17 protein-coding genes and 3 pseudogenes are annotated in these 18,683 nt (G+C 58.3%); 7 read left to right on the top strand and 13 right to left on the bottom strand.

What is annotated here, in order from left to right; genetic code table 11:
* Positions 1 to 19 precede the first annotated feature (19 nt).
* From V6617_RS18885 to V6617_RS18875, 3 genes and pseudogenes are all read right to left on the bottom strand, one after another.
* Positions 20 to 1,354 (bottom strand): Nramp family divalent metal transporter, encoded by a 1,335-nt coding sequence (locus V6617_RS18885; RefSeq protein ID WP_338611059.1) that lies wholly within the window; start codon positions 1,352 to 1,354, stop codon positions 20 to 22.
* Between the two features lie 758 nt (positions 1,355 to 2,112).
* Positions 2,113 to 2,880, bottom strand: a complete 768-nt coding sequence (locus V6617_RS18880; RefSeq protein WP_338610913.1) for a murein L,D-transpeptidase family protein — start codon at positions 2,878 to 2,880, stop codon at positions 2,113 to 2,115.
* Positions 2,881 to 3,057: 177 nt separating this feature from the next.
* Positions 3,058 to 3,894, bottom strand: a pseudogene (locus V6617_RS18875) (IS3 family transposase); the annotation flags it as partial.
* Between the two features lie 64 nt (positions 3,895 to 3,958).
* On the opposite strand from V6617_RS18875, the pseudogene V6617_RS18870 reads away from it, so the two are divergent.
* From V6617_RS18870 to V6617_RS18855, 4 genes and pseudogenes are all read left to right on the top strand, one after another.
* A pseudogene (locus V6617_RS18870) lies at positions 3,959 to 4,138 on the top strand (IS110 family transposase); the annotation flags it as partial.
* Between the two features lie 173 nt (positions 4,139 to 4,311).
* Positions 4,312 to 5,865 (top strand): IS21 family transposase, encoded by a 1,554-nt coding sequence (gene istA, locus V6617_RS18865; RefSeq protein ID WP_338608604.1) that lies wholly within the window; start codon positions 4,312 to 4,314, stop codon positions 5,863 to 5,865.
* 21 nt (positions 5,866 to 5,886) lie between these two features.
* Positions 5,887 to 6,669 (top strand): IS21-like element helper ATPase IstB, encoded by a 783-nt coding sequence (gene istB / locus V6617_RS18860; protein ID WP_338608603.1) that lies wholly within the window; start codon positions 5,887 to 5,889, stop codon positions 6,667 to 6,669.
* A 39-nt stretch (positions 6,670 to 6,708) separates the two neighbouring features.
* A complete protein-coding gene (locus tag V6617_RS18855; protein ID WP_422394845.1) occupies positions 6,709 to 7,653 on the top strand; it encodes an IS110 family transposase in 945 nt (314 codons plus the stop codon).
* Between the two features lie 235 nt (positions 7,654 to 7,888).
* On the opposite strand, the pseudogene V6617_RS18850 reads toward V6617_RS18855, so the two are convergent.
* The 3 genes and pseudogenes from V6617_RS18850 to V6617_RS18840 form a co-directional block, all read right to left on the bottom strand.
* Positions 7,889 to 8,152: pseudogene (locus tag V6617_RS18850) on the bottom strand (transposase); the annotation flags it as partial.
* Between the two features lie 93 nt (positions 8,153 to 8,245).
* The gene (locus V6617_RS18845) at positions 8,246 to 9,349 is read right to left on the bottom strand and encodes a M23 family metallopeptidase (protein ID WP_338610911.1); all 1,104 of its coding nucleotides are present in this window, start codon (positions 9,347 to 9,349) and stop codon (positions 8,246 to 8,248) included.
* Between the two features lie 174 nt (positions 9,350 to 9,523).
* Positions 9,524 to 10,822, bottom strand: coding sequence for a cytochrome b (locus V6617_RS18840; protein WP_422394842.1), 1,299 nt, complete (start codon positions 10,820 to 10,822; stop codon positions 9,524 to 9,526).
* A 146-nt stretch (positions 10,823 to 10,968) separates the two neighbouring features.
* Between V6617_RS18840 and V6617_RS18835 the strand changes: the two genes are divergently transcribed.
* The 3 genes from V6617_RS18835 to V6617_RS18825 all read left to right on the top strand — a co-directional run bounded on the left by V6617_RS18835 (position 10,969) and on the right by V6617_RS18825 (position 12,713).
* Positions 10,969 to 11,436, top strand: a complete 468-nt coding sequence (locus V6617_RS18835; protein ID WP_338610909.1) for a hypothetical protein — start codon at positions 10,969 to 10,971, stop codon at positions 11,434 to 11,436.
* A gap of 604 nt (positions 11,437 to 12,040) precedes the next feature.
* Entirely contained in the window at positions 12,041 to 12,280 is a 240-nt protein-coding gene (locus tag V6617_RS18830; RefSeq protein WP_338610907.1) for a type II toxin-antitoxin system VapB family antitoxin, read from the top strand.
* A gap of 139 nt (positions 12,281 to 12,419) precedes the next feature.
* Positions 12,420 to 12,713 carry a hypothetical protein gene (locus V6617_RS18825; RefSeq protein WP_338610906.1) on the top strand — a complete coding sequence of 98 codons (294 nt, stop codon included), beginning with the start codon at positions 12,420 to 12,422 and terminating at the stop codon, positions 12,711 to 12,713.
* A 21-nt stretch (positions 12,714 to 12,734) separates the two neighbouring features.
* Here the strand turns inward: V6617_RS18825 and V6617_RS18820 are convergent, their stop codons facing one another.
* The 7 genes from V6617_RS18820 to trbL all read right to left on the bottom strand — a co-directional run bounded on the left by V6617_RS18820 (position 12,735) and on the right by trbL (position 18,679).
* The gene (locus tag V6617_RS18820; RefSeq protein ID WP_338610904.1) at positions 12,735 to 12,908 is read right to left on the bottom strand and encodes a hypothetical protein; all 174 of its coding nucleotides are present in this window, start codon (positions 12,906 to 12,908) and stop codon (positions 12,735 to 12,737) included.
* 560 nt (positions 12,909 to 13,468) lie between these two features.
* A complete protein-coding gene (locus V6617_RS18815) occupies positions 13,469 to 14,092 on the bottom strand; it encodes a hypothetical protein (RefSeq protein WP_338610902.1) in 624 nt (207 codons plus the stop codon).
* 36 nt (positions 14,093 to 14,128) lie between these two features.
* Positions 14,129 to 15,496, bottom strand: a complete 1,368-nt coding sequence (gene trbI / locus V6617_RS18810) for an IncP-type conjugal transfer protein TrbI (RefSeq protein WP_338610900.1) — start codon at positions 15,494 to 15,496, stop codon at positions 14,129 to 14,131.
* A gap of 13 nt (positions 15,497 to 15,509) precedes the next feature.
* On the bottom strand, positions 15,510 to 15,968 hold the full coding sequence (gene trbH, locus V6617_RS18805) for a conjugal transfer protein TrbH (protein WP_338610899.1): 459 nt from the start codon (positions 15,966 to 15,968) through the stop codon (positions 15,510 to 15,512).
* 2 nt (positions 15,969 to 15,970) lie between these two features.
* A complete protein-coding gene (gene trbG / locus V6617_RS18800) occupies positions 15,971 to 16,795 on the bottom strand; it encodes a P-type conjugative transfer protein TrbG (RefSeq protein ID WP_338610898.1) in 825 nt (274 codons plus the stop codon).
* A 24-nt stretch (positions 16,796 to 16,819) separates the two neighbouring features.
* On the bottom strand, positions 16,820 to 17,479 hold the full coding sequence (trbF, locus tag V6617_RS18795) for a conjugal transfer protein TrbF (RefSeq protein WP_338610897.1): 660 nt from the start codon (positions 17,477 to 17,479) through the stop codon (positions 16,820 to 16,822).
* Between the two features lie 30 nt (positions 17,480 to 17,509).
* Positions 17,510 to 18,679 carry a P-type conjugative transfer protein TrbL gene (gene trbL, locus V6617_RS18790; RefSeq protein ID WP_338610895.1) on the bottom strand — a complete coding sequence of 390 codons (1,170 nt, stop codon included), beginning with the start codon at positions 18,677 to 18,679 and terminating at the stop codon, positions 17,510 to 17,512.
* Between the last annotated feature and the right edge of the window lie 4 nt (positions 18,680 to 18,683).

Genomic DNA, 18,683 nt, shown 5'->3' with positions numbered 1-18,683 from the left:
AAGTATGCAAGTCTGGCGCTTATCCCCTAATGGCAAAATCCCAGAGCAGCTTCATATTAAGCCCAGCGATAACGATTGCGATGAGGCCGGAAACCATAATTAGCCAGACGGGTGCTACCATTTCTCCCATCTTGGTCCGATCAGCGGTGAACATTACAAGGGGCACCACCGCGAAAGACAGCTGCAGGCTCAGAACCACCTGGCTTAGGATCAACAAATGCGCAGTACCGCTTTCGCCGTACCAAATAGTCACAAGAGCTGCGGGAAGAATCGCAATCAATCTCGTGATGAGCCGGCGCAGCCATGGTGCAACTCTGATGCGTAGAAAGCCCTCCATGACGATCTGACCGGCTAGTGTTGCGGTCACCGTCGAGTTGATGCCCGAACATAGCAGCGCCACGGCAAACAGCGTCGGCGCGACGGCAGCGCCCAGCATGGGAGCAAGCAGCGCATGGGCTTCACCGATTCCGGCGATTTCAATCTGCCCTGTCGTATGAAATGTGGCGGCGGCTAAAATCAGGATCGCAGCATTGACCAACAGCGCAAACATCAGCGCCACGGTTGAATCGATAGTGGCAAACTTTAGGGCCTCACGCTTTTCGAAGGGGCTTTCGCCATAGGCCCGCGTCTGCACGATGGCCGAGTGCAGGTAGAGATTGTGCGGCATCACCGTGGCGCCGAGAATGCCGAGCGCCAAATAAAGCATTTCCGGATTCGTAAGGATCTCGGTTGTCGGTGCAAAGCCCCGGATCAGTTCCCCCCAATTAGGATCGGCTAATCCAATCTGAATCATGAAACATGCCGCGATAACCGCAAGCAATGCGATGACGAAAGCCTCGACCCACCGGAAGCCCAATTTCTGCAGATAAAGGATGAGAAAGACATCGAGCGCGGTAACCACCACGCCAAGCTCGAGCGGGATTCCGAACAGCAGATTGAGCCCGGTTGCCGTACCGATAACTTCCGCGATATCGGTGGCGATGATGGCGACTTCTGCCATCAACCACAGTACGAATCCCACCGCGCGGGGAAAGGCATCACGACAGGCCCGGGCGAGATCGCGCCCCGAGCCAATTGCCAGTCGAGCGCAGAGAGATTGCAGGATGATCGCCATTATGTTGGAAACCAGCGCTACCACGAGAAGCGTGTAGCCAAAGCGCGAACCGCCCGCCAGCGAAGTCGCCCAATTGCCAGGATCCATATATCCGACAGCCACGAGATAGCCTGGCCCAAAAAACGCTGCCGCGCGGCGCCATGCCGAATGTTTATCCGACACCGGTACGCTTCGGTATACATCGACAAGTGACGGATCGCCACCTTCGGTACGCCAAGCTTTTGTTGAGGAAGGGGGCAGTTCATCCACAGCAAACACTTTCTGCAATTGCTAATCATTTGCATCTAAGTATGGCATGGTTGGGTTGAGTGGGGCAAACAGTCTGTTGTGAGGATACTGAGAAAGGCGAAAAAGCCGTCTGTGAAGCTGCGGCCAAAATCAAGCCTTTTACCTGCGGCGGGGACTCGAACGTGTGGCCTGGGCGACGTTTCGCGGCAGCATAAATCTGGCCCGGCGATGATCACCGGCCAAATGTCCGCATTTGATTTTGGCTTCTCGAGCGCTTTGCGGTTTTTGCACGTATAGGATAAAGAGATCCGGGAGGGTCAAGGCGAAGCCACCTCCGTGAGAATTGGGCAGGTCACCGACAGCGGTGAGGAACCAACTGCTGCTCTCTGGCGGCCATGTCCCCACACTCGGATCCCGGCAACTACGTTAAAAGACGGACTACAAGAGGGGCGGCCACATACCATATAATGGCGACGGCGAAAGAGCTCCAAAGGAGCAAATGAAATAGACGCAAACCTAGGGGCGGCTTACCTGACATCGGGTGCCTGCAAGGCCAACGGAGGTTCATCCCGATAGAAGGACAAGTTGGCCCGCAGCCTGACCCATATGTCGGCGAGGCTGTTTGTGATGTGATCTTTTCTATATTGCGCCGGAAAATATGCGACAAGGATCCCATTCATCGGCCCAACTCCCCAATATTAATCGCAGTATTGTGCATTCTCTAGTCGCTATAGAAGCAAGGGCAAATCAGATTGGTCCCTTTTTGATGATTACAAAACCGGGCAAGGCCCGAAGGGATCCAAGGGGCCGGTTCGAGGATCATTCGCGTTGAAGATATATCGCCTCTGGCAGACATCCCACGTCGGCGGGATTTTCGTGCTGTCGAAGATGTCCGTGCCTTCCTTGAGATTGCGCCAAAATTCGGCGTGAGGGCTCGACACGTTCGCTTGGATGTTGGCTTCCGTCATTGGGAAGGGCAGCAACTGTAGTTGGAACGATCGATTGCCGCCTCTGAATGTTTCTCGGGCAAGCGCGAAGATCTCTTTGATGCCATCATCTGTCATGGCGTAGCAGCCCACAGACAAGCAGTCCCCGTGAATCATCAAATTTGTACCGGTGCGCTCCCAAGCCTGATCGAATTTGTTCGGAAAACCGACGTTGAATGATAGCCAATAGGAGGAATTCGGGTTCATTAGGTTGGGCGTTACGTCGTAAAAGCCCTCCGGTGATTGCTGATCGCCTTCACGGAATTTTGGCCCCAATGCCCCCGACCACTTGCAAATATCATATGTCTTTAAGAGTCTGTAGGTGCCATCGCTGGTTCGTTTCCAAACCTCGAGCGTCGCGGTCTCTTTATAGAGGCGGATCATCATCGGCTCAGTTGGTGATGAATTGATTTCGGCCATCCGTTGGAGGAGCTCTCGGGGCAGCGGTACGTTGTGGCGATTGTCGCCCGCATACTGACTACATGCTGCCAGCGCCAAGATGGCGAAAAATGCGATAATTGTGCGACTGACATATGAGACTGCGAAGGGCATGAGAAGCCACCTGGGTAAGTGTCGGCTAACCATACTGGCTCGACATTACCGATTTCTTGCGATCGCAGCTTCACACGCTACCGAGTCGAGGAACTGGCACGGCTGCCTGCGAGCTTGATGACCTGAGCCCCGTGTTTCCTCCGGCCTATTGGAGAGTCCTGGGGCTGATTTGTGGCCTCAGGCGGCCTGTTTTACCAGTGCCATTTTCATGGCGAACTCTTCGGGCGTGATATTGCCCAGCGATGAGTGTGGTCTTTGTCGGTTGTAGTCCTCCTTCCAAAGCGTGATCTGGACTCTGGCTTCGGCCAGGGATGAGAACAGCGTCTCGTTGAGGCACTCGTCCCTGAAGCTGCCATTGAAGCTTTCCACGAAGCCGTTTTGCATGGGCTTTCCCGGGGCGATGTAATGCCAGTCGACGCGGGTGTCCTGGCACCACTTCAGGATTGCCATCGAGGTCAGTTCGGTGCCGTTGTCGGAGATTGTCATCGGCCTGCCGCGCCTCATGATCAAAGCATCGAGTTCTCGCGCAACCCGCAGGCCTGAAAGCGACGTGTCAGCCACAAGGGCCAGGCATTCCCGCGTGTAGTCGTCGACCACGGCCAGAACGCGGAACCGGCGACCATCGGTGAAGGCATCGCTGACAAAGTCCAGGCTCCAACGTTCATTGGCACCATTGGGCACGCCTATGGGGCGTCTGGTGCCCAAAGCCCGCTTACGTCCGCCACGCTTGCGGACCTGAAGCTTCTCCTCACGATAGAGCCGCCTGAGCTTCTTCAGATTCATCTCAATACCCTGACGCCGCAGCATGACGTGGATGCGCCGATAGCCAAAACGACGCCGTTCAGCCGCTACCGCCTTCATCGCGTCCCTCAGAGGTTGATCATCAGGTCGTATGCTTCGGTAGCGGACACTCGTCCGATCCACCCCAAGCACATCACACGCCCGCCGCTGGCTCACACCATGCGCTTTGCAGGCATGAGCCACAGCATCCCGCTTCGCGTCGGGCGTTACCATTAATGGGATGACCCGCCCCGTCCTCTCGCTCAGAATGGGGCATCGTCAGCAAGAGGAGGAGCAGATGACGATACGCAACAAGCCGCGACCGGCCGCAGTATTCGGAATCGATATCGGCAAAAACCTTTTTCATGTGGTTGGGCTCGACCCGACCGGAGCGCCAATCCAGAAGGTCACCTTCCGGCGTGAGACACTTCTTCAGTTTTTTGAGCGCGCTTCACCAACTCTGGTGGGGATGGATGCGGGTTTCACAAATTCCCGGACAGCGATTTCAGTAAATCGCGGACACTGATTTCGGTAATTCCGGGACAGTGATTTCAGTAATTCCCGGACAGTTCCGGGAGCCTGGATAAGGTTGGTCACATAGCCTGCGTCGTTGCGGCATCTTCACGGTCTGAACACCGACCGGGAGGGGACATGCCGCGACACAAGCAACCAAGGCGCATGACCGTGCAAGACATACGAACGATCCTTCGACTGAAGCATGAACAGGGCTTGTCGATCCGCGAGATTGCCCTGCGTCTGAAGCTGAGCAAGACGACCGTGGCGACCTATCTGTTTCGTGCCCGGGAGGCTGGCCTTGACTGCTGGCCCCTTCCACGTGGGCGCGATGACGATACAACGCTAAAGACAGTCCTTTTCCAGAAGGTGGGACGCCCGCCCCGCGATTTGACCGAGCCCGACTGGCGCAAGATATCGTCCGAACTCAAGCGCAAGGGCGTAACGCTGGTGCTGCTGTGGGAGGAATATCGCGCTGCCCACCCCGATGGGTATGGCTACACCTGGTTTTGCACCCAGTTCCGGGCCTTCGAGAACCGAACCAGTCCCCGGTTCCGCAATCGCCACGAAGCGGGCGCGGTCATGCAAACCGATTACGCCGGCCATACTATCCCCGTCATCGATCCGGCCACCGGTGTCGCCCACCAGGCCCAGATCTTTGTCGCTGTGCTGGGCGCTTCGAACTACACCTTCGCCTGGGCCAGCTTGACCCAGCGTCTGCCCGACTGGATCGAAGCCCAAGTGCGGGCGCTGGAGTTTTTTGAGGGCGTACCCAAGGCTCTGGTCTGCGACAACCTCAAGGCAGCCGTGGCCCGGCCGCTGTGGTTCGAGCCCTCGCTGAACAAGACCTTCTCGGCTCTTGCCACCCATTACGACACGACCATTCTGCCCACCCGACCGCGCAAGCCGCGCGACAAAGGCAAGGTGGAAGGGGCGGTGCTGATCGTCGAGCGCTGGATTCTCGCGCGCCTGCGCAATCAGCAGTTCTTCTCGATCCAGGCCCTGAATGCGGCCATTGCCGAGCTGGTAACTGCCCTCAATGCAAAGATCATGCGCCGGGTTGGTCAGTCCCGCCGGGATCTTTATGAGCAGATCGAACGCCCCGCATTGCGCGCCTTGCCCGACCAACCTTTCGAATATGCCGAATGGAAGCGCGCCAAGGTGCATCCCGACTATCACATCGAGGTGCTGCACGGCTTTTACTCCGTGCCGCACCGGCTGATCGGTCGCCAGGTCGATGTCCGCCTGACCCATCGCATGATCGAGATATTCTACAACCACGAGCGCGTCGCAGTGCACAATCGGCGCGGACAGCGTGGCGGGCACTCCACCGTCAGGGAACACATGCCCAAGTCTCACCAGCGCCATGGTGGCATGACCCCCGAGATGCTGGTGTCTCGTGGCGCTCGTATCGGCTACCACGTCGCCGCCCTCATCGAGCGTGTCATCCGGGAGAGACCCCACCCTGAACAAGGATATCGATCTGCGCTTGGTGTGCTTGGTCTCGAGCGACGCTTTGGACGCGACAGGCTCGAGGCCGCCTGCGAGCGGGCCCTGACCCATAACACCGTCCGCTACGCCTCGGTGCAATCGATCCTCATCACGGGTCTGGACAAGGCATCCGAACCGCCAGCTCCGATGACCCCGGCGCCGCGCCACGACAATATCCGCGGCCCCGGCTACTACCAGTGACCATCAAGGAAAGAAGGTAATATGCTGACACATCCCACTCTCGAGCAGATGACGGCCCTGGGCCTGACCGGTATGGTCGAGGCTTGGAAGTCCCTGGCCGAACAGGATTCTGGACAGGCTCTCGATCGCAATGAATGGCTTGGCCTCATGCTCGATCGCGAGACCAACCACAGGGCCGACAAGCGGTTCTCCAATCGGGTGCGCAATGCAAAAATGCGCTTCCCCAACGCGTGCATAGAGGATGTCGACTTCTCGGCAAACCGGGGACTGGATCGGCGCCAGATCCTCTCGCTTGCCCAGGGCGGATGGCTCAAGGCTCATGAACAGATCATCGTCACCGGACTGACCGGAACCGGCAAAACGTGGTTGGCCTGCGCCTTCGGGCATCAGGCTGCGCGACTGGACTACTCGGTATCCTACGTGCGCATGCCCCGCCTGTTCGAGGATATGGGCATGGCCAGGCTCGATGGTAGATTCCCGCGTCTCGTCGACAAACTCGCCCGCGTCCAGCTCCTGGTGCTCGACGACTGGGGCACCCATACCCTCACCGATCAGCAGCGCCTTGATCTGCTCGAACTCTTCGAAGAGCGCTACCAGCGCAGATCCACAATCATCACCGCCCAGCTTCCGGTCTCGGGATGGCATCAGATGATCGGAGAACCCACGATCGCCGACGCCATCCTCGACAGGATCATTCACAATGCGCATCGCATCGAACTCAAAGGAGACAGCATGAGACGAAAAACAAACCGCACCGGCTTGACCCCGGAAACAAACACCGAAACCATGGCCAACAACACCTAACCGCAGGACGAAGATCAACCCTGCCCAGACTGTCCGGGAATTAGTGAAACCGGTGTCCGGGAATTTGCGAAATCACTGTCCCGTATTTTCGAAATCCGCAGGATGGAGGCGTGCCCAGGATCCCAGTGGCTGGCGCGGAAGATTTCTGCATTGGGGCACACCGTTCGGATCATTCCCGCGCAGTTCGTGAAGCCTTATGTGAAGTCGAACAAGAGTGACATTATCGACGCAGCGGCGATCGCTGAAGCCGCCACGCGACCGACAATGCGCTTTGTCGAGATCAAAACCACTGAGCAGGTCGATCTGCAGGCGCTGCACAGGATTCGTGATCGCATGATCGCCCATCGCACCCGACTGATAAACCAGATGCGTGCCTTCTGCCTCGAATACGGCATCGCCAGCCATCAGGGCGCAGGCAAGTTCAAGGTCGATCTTCCCAAGATCCTCGCCGATGAGGGCAACGACCTGACACCAGCCATGCGGCGCATTCTAGCCATGAGCTTTGACGAGCTCGCCGAACTCGAGGGTCGCATTGATGGCCTCAATCGTGAGATTGAAGGGATCGCAGCGCGTAGCGATACGGCTCGCCGTTTGATGTCGATCCCCGGCATAGGGCCGTTGGGCGCGACAGCACTTCTCGCATCGGCCGGTTCTGCAAAGCAATTTAAGAAGGCGCGGGATATGGCAGCTTGGTTGGGCCTGGTGCCCAGAGAATATTCGACCGGCGGCAAGACCACACTGCTTGGCATCAGCAAGCGCGGAAACAAATATCTGCGTCGCATGCTCATTCACGGCGCACGATCCTGCGTCAATCATCTCGATCGAACCAGAGATCGCTTGGGCAATTGGCTCGATGGCCTTCAGTCTCGTATGCACAAAAACAAAGTCACCGTGGCTCTGGCCGCCAAGATCGCCCGTATCGCCTGGGTGATCATGACCCGGTCGGGCTCAACCTACGATCGGCAGGACCCGGCCTTCAGCTAGGAACTGCCGTCGCGGACTGCGAGGTTCGTGGGGATGATAACGAGACAGTTGATCGACGCACCGTAAGCCCGGGGCAAAAAAGCGGGCGCCATGCCCGAACCATTTATCTGGGAACGATGCGTGCGGATCTCATCATGGCCTGGCCACAACAGTGGTCCACTCGCGAGAGGCCGGATACATTTACGCAGGCTGAACCGTCACCGTCGAAACGACCTTGCACGGACAGGGCGGGTCATACATTTTTTGCGGCGACATCTTTCAAGATGGCATTGTCCAGCATCTGCTCGGCCAACAGCTTCTTGAGTTTGGCATTCTCGTCCTCCAGAGCCTTCAGCTTCCGAGCATCAGAGACGTCCATGCCGCCATACTTCGCCTTGTATTTGTAAAAGCTGGCACTGCTGACGCCGTGCTTGCGACAGACCTCCGCAGTCGGCATCCCCGCCTCCTGCTCCTTGATCATCGCGATAATCTGTTCCTCGGTGAACCTGCTGCGCTTCATTGTCCGTCTCCAAAAGTGGGCGGACTCTACCAAAAAATGGAGGAAGTTTGAGGGCTCAGGTCACGCGAACATTTGTGCTCGGGTTGCTTCATATCACCGTGAAGCTGTCGTGAACCACGGATCGAATACTTCAAGGCGCCTGCCAGCAGCCAAATACGGCGTAGGATCGATTGCGCTGTTCCCATCACGAATTTCAAAATGAAGATGGGGACCGGTAGACCGACCAGTGGAGCCGACTAGGGCGATCACCATATCCGCTTCCACCTCGTCCCCTTGCTCAACCAGCGCTCTCGAAAGATGGGGGTAGCGCGACATCAGACCCGAGGCGTGGGTGATTTCGACGACCCTGCCATAGGCGCCCTTCCAACCAACGAAAGTGACAGCACCGCCGCCGGCGCTCAGGATTGGCGTGCCAGTCGGAGCTGGAAAGTCAATTCCAGAATGAAACGCGGATTGGCCGGTGAAAGGATCTTGGCGCAGACCGAAGGCAGAGCTGATGCGGGTAGTTCCGATCGGTTTGTGAATCGGTACCTCGTCCATAGCGCGACGCGCTTCCTCCAAACGCCCCATGGCAGTGAGGATATTGGTGATATCAGGAGTATCGAAACCTGATGGAAACTCGCTAGCATCCAGAAAAGGACCGCCTAGCGCCAACTCGCTTATAGCCGGCTCATGTCCGACGCGCCGCAACTCTGCAACGATAGTCTCGACTGATCGATCCATCGCATCGGAGAGGAGTATCATTGACTCGCCGATCTCCTCTTCCATTACTCTCAGGTTCTCTTCGAGAAGGTCGAATTGCCCAGTAGCGCTTGCTCCACCCGTTACCGGACGAGCAGGACCCTCATTCGGCTGGGGGCGTTGTACCAATTCAGGAGGAAGTGCCGTCTTTGCGAGCATCTCTAACACCAAGAGTTGATCTTCCAGCTGTGCCTGGCGTCCAATGAATTCCCGATCCCTGAGAGTTGCTGTTCCAGAGTTGATGATTTCTCTGGACCGAAGCCGGTCAACATTCATACTCAATTCGGCGATGCGATCTTCATAGGCCCTCAGAACCGAGGAATTTGGGTCGGTCCAGAAATCTTTAAGGTTCTCATTGTCGCGCAGGATTATGAGCGTAAGCACATTGGTGAGAAGCAGCGCGCAAAGCACCGCCCAACAGGCGAGCGTTTGGTATGATGATGCACGACCGCTCACAAGGACCACTCCGAATCAACCGGCCAACAGCGTCGTTCGCTATGGTTAATGAAATGGAAATGTCGCCAGCTATCGGATCACATCTTATAAAATTTCACTATTCGGCATTGGCGAAACTCTGGAATAGCGCGGCCATCGGGACGTGGCCGCATAGCTCGCCCGTCAGCCTCGAACCTATGCAATTTGTTCGTTCGGGACGTTGTCCCTCTCGCCCAACACGCTTTGCGATATACTTGCCGGTAACGGCGCAGGTTTTTCGACACGCCCCAAGATCGGCAAGATGACGAGAAAGTAGGCGAAATAGTATGCCGTCGTCACTTTGGCGAGGAGGACATAGATCCCTTCGGCAGGCTGCGCGCCCAGATAAGCCAGTGCGATGAAGTTAACGACAAACAGCCAGAAGAACGGCTTGAACAGCGGGCGGAACGTTCCCGAGCGCACCTTGGATGTGTCGAGCCACGGCAGGACGAACAGGACCAGGAGCGACCCGAACATCACGATGACCCCGCCCAGCTTGGAATCGATGAACAGGACGTTGAAATCTATGGCCCTCAGCATGGTGTAGAAGGGCAGAAGGTACCATTCGGGCACGATGTAAGCTGGAGTAACCTGCGGATTGGCCGGGATGTAGTTGTCGGCATGCCCCAAGATGTCGGGGGCAAAGAACACGAACCAGGCGAACGGTATCAGGAAGACGATGATCGCGAACAGGTCTTTCATCGTATAGTAAGGGTGGAAGGGCAGCGCATCGCGGCTCTCCTTCACCTCGACCCCAGTTGGGTTGTTGTTGCCGGGAACGTGCAGCGCCCAGATGTGCAGGACGACGACCGCCGCGATGATAAATGGCAGCAGGTAGTGCAATGAGAAGAAGCGGTTGAGGGTCGGATTGGCGACCGAGAACCCGCCCAGAAGCAGCGTCTGGATCGGCTCGCCCACGACCGGGATCGCAGAGAAGATGCCGGTGATGACCGTCGCCCCCCAGAGGCTCATCTGGCCCCAGGGCAGCACGTACCCCATGAAGGCCGTAGCCATGAGCAGGATGAACAGGATCACCCCGAGCATCCAGATGATCTCGCGCGGCGCCTTATAGGACCCGTAATAGAGGCCGCGAAAAATATGGACATAAGCGGCAAAGAAGAACATAGACGCGCCCACTGCATGGGTACCCTGGATGATGCGCCCATAGTTGACGTCACGTCGGATCTGCTCGACCGAGGCGAAGGCGAGTTCCACGTTCGGAGTGTAGTGCATGACAAGAACGACGCCCGTCACGATCTGCACCACCAGCATAAAAGCGAGAATACCCCCGAACGTCCACCAGTAGTTGAGATTCCTTGGAGTGGGGAAATCCATCAGGTGCTCCTTGGAGAACCTGAGGATCGGAAGTCTTTCATCGAGCCAGCGTTCGATTCTGGTGCCCGGCACGTAGCTGCCAGCGTGGTTCGTCGCTTTTGAATCGCCCGATGTCGCCAAAGTTCTCGAGTCCCTTTTCTGGAGTTCCGCTGTTGCCTACGTCTTCTTTCGGCAGCTCGTTGGCCAGCCATTTTTCATTATTTTGAAACGTCGATCTTCGTCAAATCAGTATCATGTGACTGGGAAGCTAAGCCTGCCCGATCAGGATGCGCGATGTCGCGGAATGTCGCACCGCATCAGCTTGTTCGGGCGAAATCGCGGGACAGCGTCCGGAGCGCTGTTGGCCGGGTTCCGACCCAATCAATCTCTCGTCCCGACCGAGACGCAAATCGATCGGTTTTACCTCGACACTTAGGGCCAATGAAATCAGCTTTGAGCAGCTTACCGCTTTCACCATCACCGACGACCATGCCCGACAGGTGGACGTTTGGCAGAGCCTAAGCCCCTATAACCGCCATCATCACACCATCAAAAGGATGCTGGCGAGCGAGGAAGTCCCGGCCAGCGACAAGCGGGCGCAGTTCATTGGCGGACTGGACGCCATTGGAGCCGAGGGCGGCACCGTCCGCCGCGATCTGTTCGACCCCGAGGATGGCGGTTGTCGCCGCCGATCCGGAATCCGGGGCTTTGATGGCCGGTACAGGCGGTCCACGAAAGATGCGACACGCCCGTAACAGAGAGGGAAAAAGCGGTGGATTTCACACCATCCACTTTTTCGCAGGCGGAGATATTCCAGTGTTCGCCCTCGCAATCTACGGCAAGAACGAGAAGGGCAATCTCTCCAAAGTCGAACGAAATGAACTGGCTCGTGTCCTCCCCAAGCCTGGCCGACGCCTACAGACAGAGAAAGGGTAAAGCATGACTTTTGGCAGAGAGCTTATCCAGAGCGCGCATGAAGCACTGGCAATTGCGGAAAGGCGCGCAGAGCCTGCCGCCGTTTTCATCCCTGAAACCGTCGATGTGGCGGCAATCCGAAAGCGCCAGAAGCTTTCGCCAAGCGCTATGGCCTGCCCGCTGGAACCATAAAGGACTGGGAGCAAAAGCGGCGTCAGCCCGACCGGGCCGCCATGCTGCTGTTGAAGGTGATCGAGAATGCACCGGATACGGTAGCGCAGGCAATACGCCAATCGGCTGGCCTGTCGCACAAGGAATGAGGGGAGCCCAAGCCCCTTCACTCAAGCTCCCCTCCCGCCTCGCTGGCGTTGGCTTGCGGGGCGGAGTCCGTTGCAGACATATGAAATCCAGCATATTTTAATATGCGAAAAAGGATATGCGCCCATGCCGCTCTACATAAAAGACCCCGAGGTCGATAAACTGGCCGAAGAGCTGATCGGGCTGACTAACACGTCCAAGGTCGAGGCCGTGAAAATTGCCCTCAAGCATGAGATTGCCAAGCATAGGCGCAATCTTCTCATCCGCGGAAGGCTGGCCAAGTCCCTCGCCATGGCGCGAGACGCCGGGCTGTTTCAGCCGGGCGATCACAAGGCTGAAACCGATGAAATGTGGAGCGAGGACTGATGCTGTTTGTAGATGCGTCGGTCGTCGTCGCCATTTTGACCAATGAGCCGGACGCCGACGAGCTGATGGCTCGGCTTAAAACCGCCATTGCCGACAACCGGCAGCTTTATGTTTCCCCGTCGTCAGGGTGGAAGCCTCTTTGTCGATCACCCGGCGACTGGCGGGCAAGGACAACCCGGCCACTAAAGACATGCTCGTGCGAGCGCGCGCCATGGTCGATCAATCCATTCTCGATCTAGAAGCCAAGGACACCATGATAACCGCCGACGTGGCGATCAAGGCTCTCGATGCCGCCCAGGAATTCGGAAAGATCGTCAATCACAAGGCCAGTCTCAACATGGACGATTGTTTCGCCTATGCCTGCGCCAGAGCATATCGGATTAAAATCGCCTACAAGGGTGTCGATTTTACCCATACTGATCTAGGTTGGTGACAGCCGGAAGGAGGGCCAATGCTAGACTCGCTCGGAAATGGCATGGTGACGATCGATGTGGTAAAGCCGTTGTCGCACTTCAGGATCGGGCATGTCAGCATCGCCGATCACGTAAAAGCCTTCGCCTGGCGACCGAATATCGGTCCCGGCTGCGATCACGGCGTCCACAAAGGCTGGGATATCATTTTTAGTCATGAAAACTCCTATATGGTAGGAGGGGGCTTACGCCCCCTGCCCTCTGCGGGGGTATCGGAAAGCCGCGTTTACGCCGTTGCGCCACGCTCAAATTGAACCGGTCCTTGAGCCCAAAGCCATCCGGTCCCGCCTCCCGGGTTGTACAGAGGGCTTGCATGATTGCCGGTTGAGTCGGCGCGGCAGGCAGTACCACCAGATGCACGATCGAAGCGAGGTAATCGGCCAGATGTTGGCCGAACTCGGCTGCCATGGCGATCACGGCTGGCCCGGTCAGCTCCATGGGGATAGGCGCTTTCCACTGCGTTGCGAGATTGGCCCGATCGTGTCTCCGCCGCCTCGACGGCAGGCCAGAGTCGCCCCCTTGTCGCCAAGGCAGGGCAGCTCACACCAGTTGGAAAGATCAGAACATCATGCGCTGTCAGGAACTGCTGCCTGGGCATGTAGGTGGCATGTTCCATCACGAGGGGTTGGCCGCAATGGTCGGCCACCACCTGATAGAGCGATGGAAACTTGCTTCGGCTAATGCGCTGCACCCCCAAAAGGTGTTTTTCGATCACGGCTCATTGGCCCTGTGGTACGATCTTGATGAAAATCCGATCCTCCCAGGAATCGACGTTCCAGACGTAGGCGCGATCGAGCATGGCCGGGGAGCGATCGGCGTTGTGGTCCAGAACGCGATCGGTCGGTGCCGGCGTTATCCTGACCGTCCCGGCCGGCTCAAATGGAAGCTCCTCATGTTGAGCGAGATTCTGCGCGGGGATCTCGGGCGAACTGATTTCGATGGTGCCGTCGTCCAATCGCTCGAGGCGCAAATAATTGTCGTTCCTCAGGCCGCCCCGCGTGTTGGGGAAGCCGACGCCTCGATCCGCCTCCAGTGTTCCAGCGTGGTTGACCACCAACTCGAAACGGCCTTCGCCAACATATTCGAAACGCTCGAAACCGGGCATGTCGGCATCGTTTGCCGCCATCCGCCGTGCCCCTTCGTCATCTTGCTCCGTCAAGCGTCCCTCGGCGGCCGCCATGACGGCGCGAGGGTCCGCCACCGTACTCTCAACCCGTAGCGTATAGTCGTAGCCTTCAGTGGTGATATCCGCATTGATCGTTTCGGGGGCGAGGCACCCGGTCAAAAAGAGCGCTGCGCTCATGATAAACGGCAGTCGGATGGCAGCTCGCGATATCTTCACAATGAACTCCTGTAATTCGGTTGGAGCCGCTGTCGATCAGCGGCCCCAGGTCGAGTTGAACGCGCCGGGGAAAATGATGTCCTGCTCAACGAAGACGTTGAACTGATAGCCGGGCCTGATTTCCAAGGTCGGCTGCACGTCGAGATTGCGCGTGATCGTCTGGTCTGCGATCCGGCCGAATGTATCGGCAAAATTGCGCCGTGCCGCGTCCTCGATGTTGTTCTCGTTTTGCTGCCAGGGCGACGTGTTCGATTGCGGGAAAGCCGCATCGATCCCCGTGCCGATCAGCGCCACAAGGATCGCCGAGCCGAAGGTTTCGAGATAGCGGTTGTCCACCCGATCAGTGAAGCCGCTAAAGCCCTGCGCATCCTGTCCCGGCATTCCGCCGATTTGCAGGGTCGAACCGTTCGGGAAAACAAGGTCGGTCCAAATGACCAGCACGCGTTTTTGACCGAATGAGACGTTGGAATCATAGCGCCCGACAAGTCGCGTGCCCTGCGGGATCAGGAGCCGATGACCGGTGGCGCTATCATAGACGTTCTGGCGCACCTGGGCGGTAATCCGGCCGGGAAGGTCGGAGTTGATGCCCGTAATGAGCGTCGCCGGGATCACCGATCCGCGTTTGAGCTCATAGGGCGAGAGCTGCGGAACGACCATATTGGGCAGGTATCCGAGGTCATTGATCTCCTGATTGAAGAACGATTCCTTGCCCGCCTGGTTGTTGGGATCGGTACGCCCCGCTCCCACTCCACCAAGCCCTGCCTGCATCGCGGCTGCGTAAAGATCCTGCACGCCCGAAGCGCCACCCCCGCCGTCAAGTTGACCTGTGCCGCCCGAAGCGGTTCCGGCCTGTTGACCACCCTGCCCTTCGACACCCTCGATATTGGCCAGGTTGATCGACATGGGGCTGTTGGCGGCCGTTGGTCGCGCCTGTAGCGCGGCCAGGTCCTGCCGATGCTGTTCCCGCAAACGCGCTTCCTCAAACTCACGCTGGAGACGCATCCGCCATTCCGCTTCCGTTTCTTGCGGCTGCTGCTGCGTTTGAATCTGCTGCACCTGGGACCGAGCCGGCGACGTAGGTTGCGGCTGGAACGGATTGGTAGTGACCGGCTGGCCATCTTCATCGACCTGTGGTGCCGCAACTGGCGGCGTCGGCCGAGCTGGTTCCCCGATAATGCCGGGCGGCACGCCGCGCGTCAGTTCATCGGCAAGGTCCGAGGCGGGCTGACCGGGGGAGCCGTCCATGCCGCCGCTTCGATTTCCTATGCCCCGTTGCGACAAGCCCCAAAACACGACGCCGATAAAGACGACGACAATGATGATGAAGGCGATCACCGGAAGGCGGTTGAGACGGCGGATTTTTGGCTGGTCTTCACCGCCGCCATCGAGATCGATCGAACTCACCGGCGTTCCTCCCTTAAGTCGTCGTTCGGCGCATGACCGAAAGTGGGCTTGCCGGTTGCGCACCTAGCTCTGTAATCGCGTAGGTACGCGCCAGCTCAACCGAGGGGGTCGAGATACGCGTGAGAACCTGGCCCTCGAAAGCATCGACGGTATAGGCCAGCGGGATTGCCCCCTGCCCCGAGGCGGAAGGATCGATCGCATAGCCCCAGCCACGAAGATGTTCCTCGAGAGCGGCCGACATGGGCGAGCCATCGGATTTGAGCGCGATGGTTCCCGTTCCCGGTCCAACGTGTTCGGCCAGTTGGGCTACCATGTCGCCGGCGACTGCATTGGCGGCGTAAGCATTCAGATTGGCGGCATCGGTGCTGGATGCGGCGGAAAAATAGCCGCCACCAGTCGTCATGCAGCCGGCGAGCGAGAGCGAGACAAACGCCACGGAAAGGGCGCGCGTGATCTTGGAGACGCCAGACATGACTATCCCCTCCTCCGAATGGTAATGCGCTGCTGTTGATTGCCCACGCCGTTGACCAGCACGGCCCGATCGATCAGGTAATCCACGATCATCATGTTGTTGTTGAGCCGGTAATTGACGATCTGGTTTTGCCCGCCCGACTGGACGAACAGGATCGGGGCATCGCCGCTGCCGAGGTGGCCGGGGAACTGAATGTAGGTCTTCATCCCGTCGGTATAGATGCGCGACGGCTTCCACCGGGCATTGCCGCTGATCGAGAAGTTGAAATTGAGGTTTTCGGCGGCGACGCCAGCGCCAGGAATGATGCTGTCCTGAATCTGCTGATTTACGGCGGCGATTTGCTGGCGAATATCCTCCGGATAGGAGAAAGCGACCCGAGCCATATAGCCGCTTGAGCGCGACTCGAGGTTGATGTGGTAGGTACGCCGCGACGTGGTGACGACCATGGACGTTTTAAGCCCCGCTTTGGCGGGCTTGACCACAAGATGGATGCGAGGGCCTTCGGGCGAGCCCGACGACGCCGGCTCGACCTGCCAGCGAACCGTATCGCCCACCAGGACGTCGCGAACGGCTTCGCCGGCCTGCAACGCAATTTCGCAGAGCTGCAACGGGGAACAAACAACGGTCGGCTGAGTTTCGCCATAGAGATAGATCACGGTGCCATCTGCGCCCCGCGTCACAACGGCCGGGGCGTTCTGCCACTGGCCCGACAGATGGGTGCCCCGTTGGGCGTTCTGGTCGGCCGCGAAACTAGCCGAAGGGGCGAGGCTTGCCGCCATCAAGGCAAACGCACCCACGCCCGCGCGCAAATATCTGGTGTTGAACATTACTCTCTCCGCGAGCGATGGAAATTAAAGCTGAGCGGTCCAATCGAAATCGGCCAGGTAAAGACCGATCGGATTGAGACGAATGATAGCCTCGTCTTGAGGCGGCGATAGTGTAACGGTGGCAACTCCGCGCCAGCGTCGGGTCTGCAATTCCCTGCCCTGCCTATCGCGCTCGATCTCGGTCCAGTCGATCTGATAGGACTGGTTGGACAGGGCCACTACATTGTTGATTTCGACGGAAACCGTCTTTTCTCGCGCCTGATCGAAGGGCGAGTTATTGCGGAACCAAGCGTTGACCTTCTCGGTGGAAGGATCTTGCCGCCGTAGCATCGCATAGGTCTGGTTGATGTACCCGGTTTGCACGACCGTATCGGGCGTGATCGAGCGGAAGTTCGTCACCCATTGGCCAAGCATCGCGCGCACCACGCGCTCATCGGCATATTCGATCTGCGCGGGGAACCCGCCTGCGGCCGAATTGCCGAGCTGATCGACCTCAACAATGTAGGGGACGAGCTTGACCTGTGTGGACTGGTAGAGCGCGTAGCCGAAGCCGATCACGGCCATGGTCATCGAGACAAGGCCGATGGTGCGCCAAGCGGTTGCTGCACGCACATAGGAGCCATAGCGTTCGTTCCATTCATAGCGTGCGGCAAGATAGGGATTGTCGGGTACTTTCTTAGCCATGCGCTATGCCTCGAAGTTGCTTGCGAACGCTCATTTGCCGTCGTCCATCATTCTGTTGCTGTTTCCGCCGCGCCCCTGTTGGCTGTCGCGGAGCTTCTGATTGGCGAGCCCGAGGGTCGAACCCATCCGCGCGCCGGGAATGCCCATGAGCTTGTCGGCGGCGGCACCGCCCACAGAGCCGCCCATCGCCTTCATTGCCACCGAGGCTTGACCGCCGAAGCCGGCCCCGCCAGCCTTTGCCGCGCTAGCGGCGGCCATGCCGCCCTTGGCAACGCCCGCCGCCCCAAGAGCGGCCCCGGCCCCGAGAGCTGCGAAGGACCCGATCTGTGCCCCGGCCCGGAATGTTTCCATGCCGTTGCTGACCGATACCCCCTGGACCACGCCTTGAATGATGTTGGGGACGTACATCGCGATCATGAAGACGACGACCGAGATCCCCGCGATCGTGAGCGTCGTCAGAAACTGGTCTTCGCTCGTGGTGTTGTTGGACATGCCGATCAGCACTTCCGAGCCGATGCGCGCGATCATCACGAGCGCCATCAACTTCATGCCGACCGAAAATGCATAAACGAGGTAGCGGACTGCGAAGTCCTTGGTGAAGGACGAGCCGCCGAGGCCGAGCATAATCATCCCGGCCAGCAGGCCGACATACATCTCTACGAGAACGGAAACGAAGATTGCGGCCACGAGCGCGAAGCAGATCACCACCACGATCATGGCAAAGACCGCTGCCATGGCCATGGCATTGTCCTCGAAGAGGCCGAACTGCGCGTTATCCGAGAGCTGCGATGCAACACGAATGCCGGCATTGAAAACATTGGCCGGCGACGCAGAGCCTCCGTCAGCACCAATCTGGAAGAGGCTATCGACAACGGCCCGTGCAAACTCAGGCCCGACCTGCAGGACGAACAGGAAGAAGCCGATGAAAAGGATGCGGCGCACCAGCTCGCCAAACCACGCTTCGATCGCCGGAGCCTGAATGGCCAGCATAACGGCGGCTATGCCGACCTCGATGCCGGCCAGAATCCAGAACAGCGAGGTTGCCGCGTCAAGCACCCGATCCTGCCACCCTTGCGTTGCGGCAACGACCTGGTTCTCCATCTCTGTTAGCACCGATCCGTCCTGCGCAATGGCAGGATCGACCAGCACAGCCAAGCCGAGGAAGACGCCTGAGATCTTCAGGAGAGTGCCAGCGCGCATGACG

Source organism: Pelagibacterium nitratireducens (genome assembly GCF_037044555.1).
GTDB classification, from domain to species: domain Bacteria; phylum Pseudomonadota; class Alphaproteobacteria; order Rhizobiales; family Devosiaceae; genus Pelagibacterium; species Pelagibacterium nitratireducens.
The sequence above is the reverse complement of the archived record's forward strand: the minus strand, read 5'-3'. Positions and strand labels throughout refer to the sequence as shown.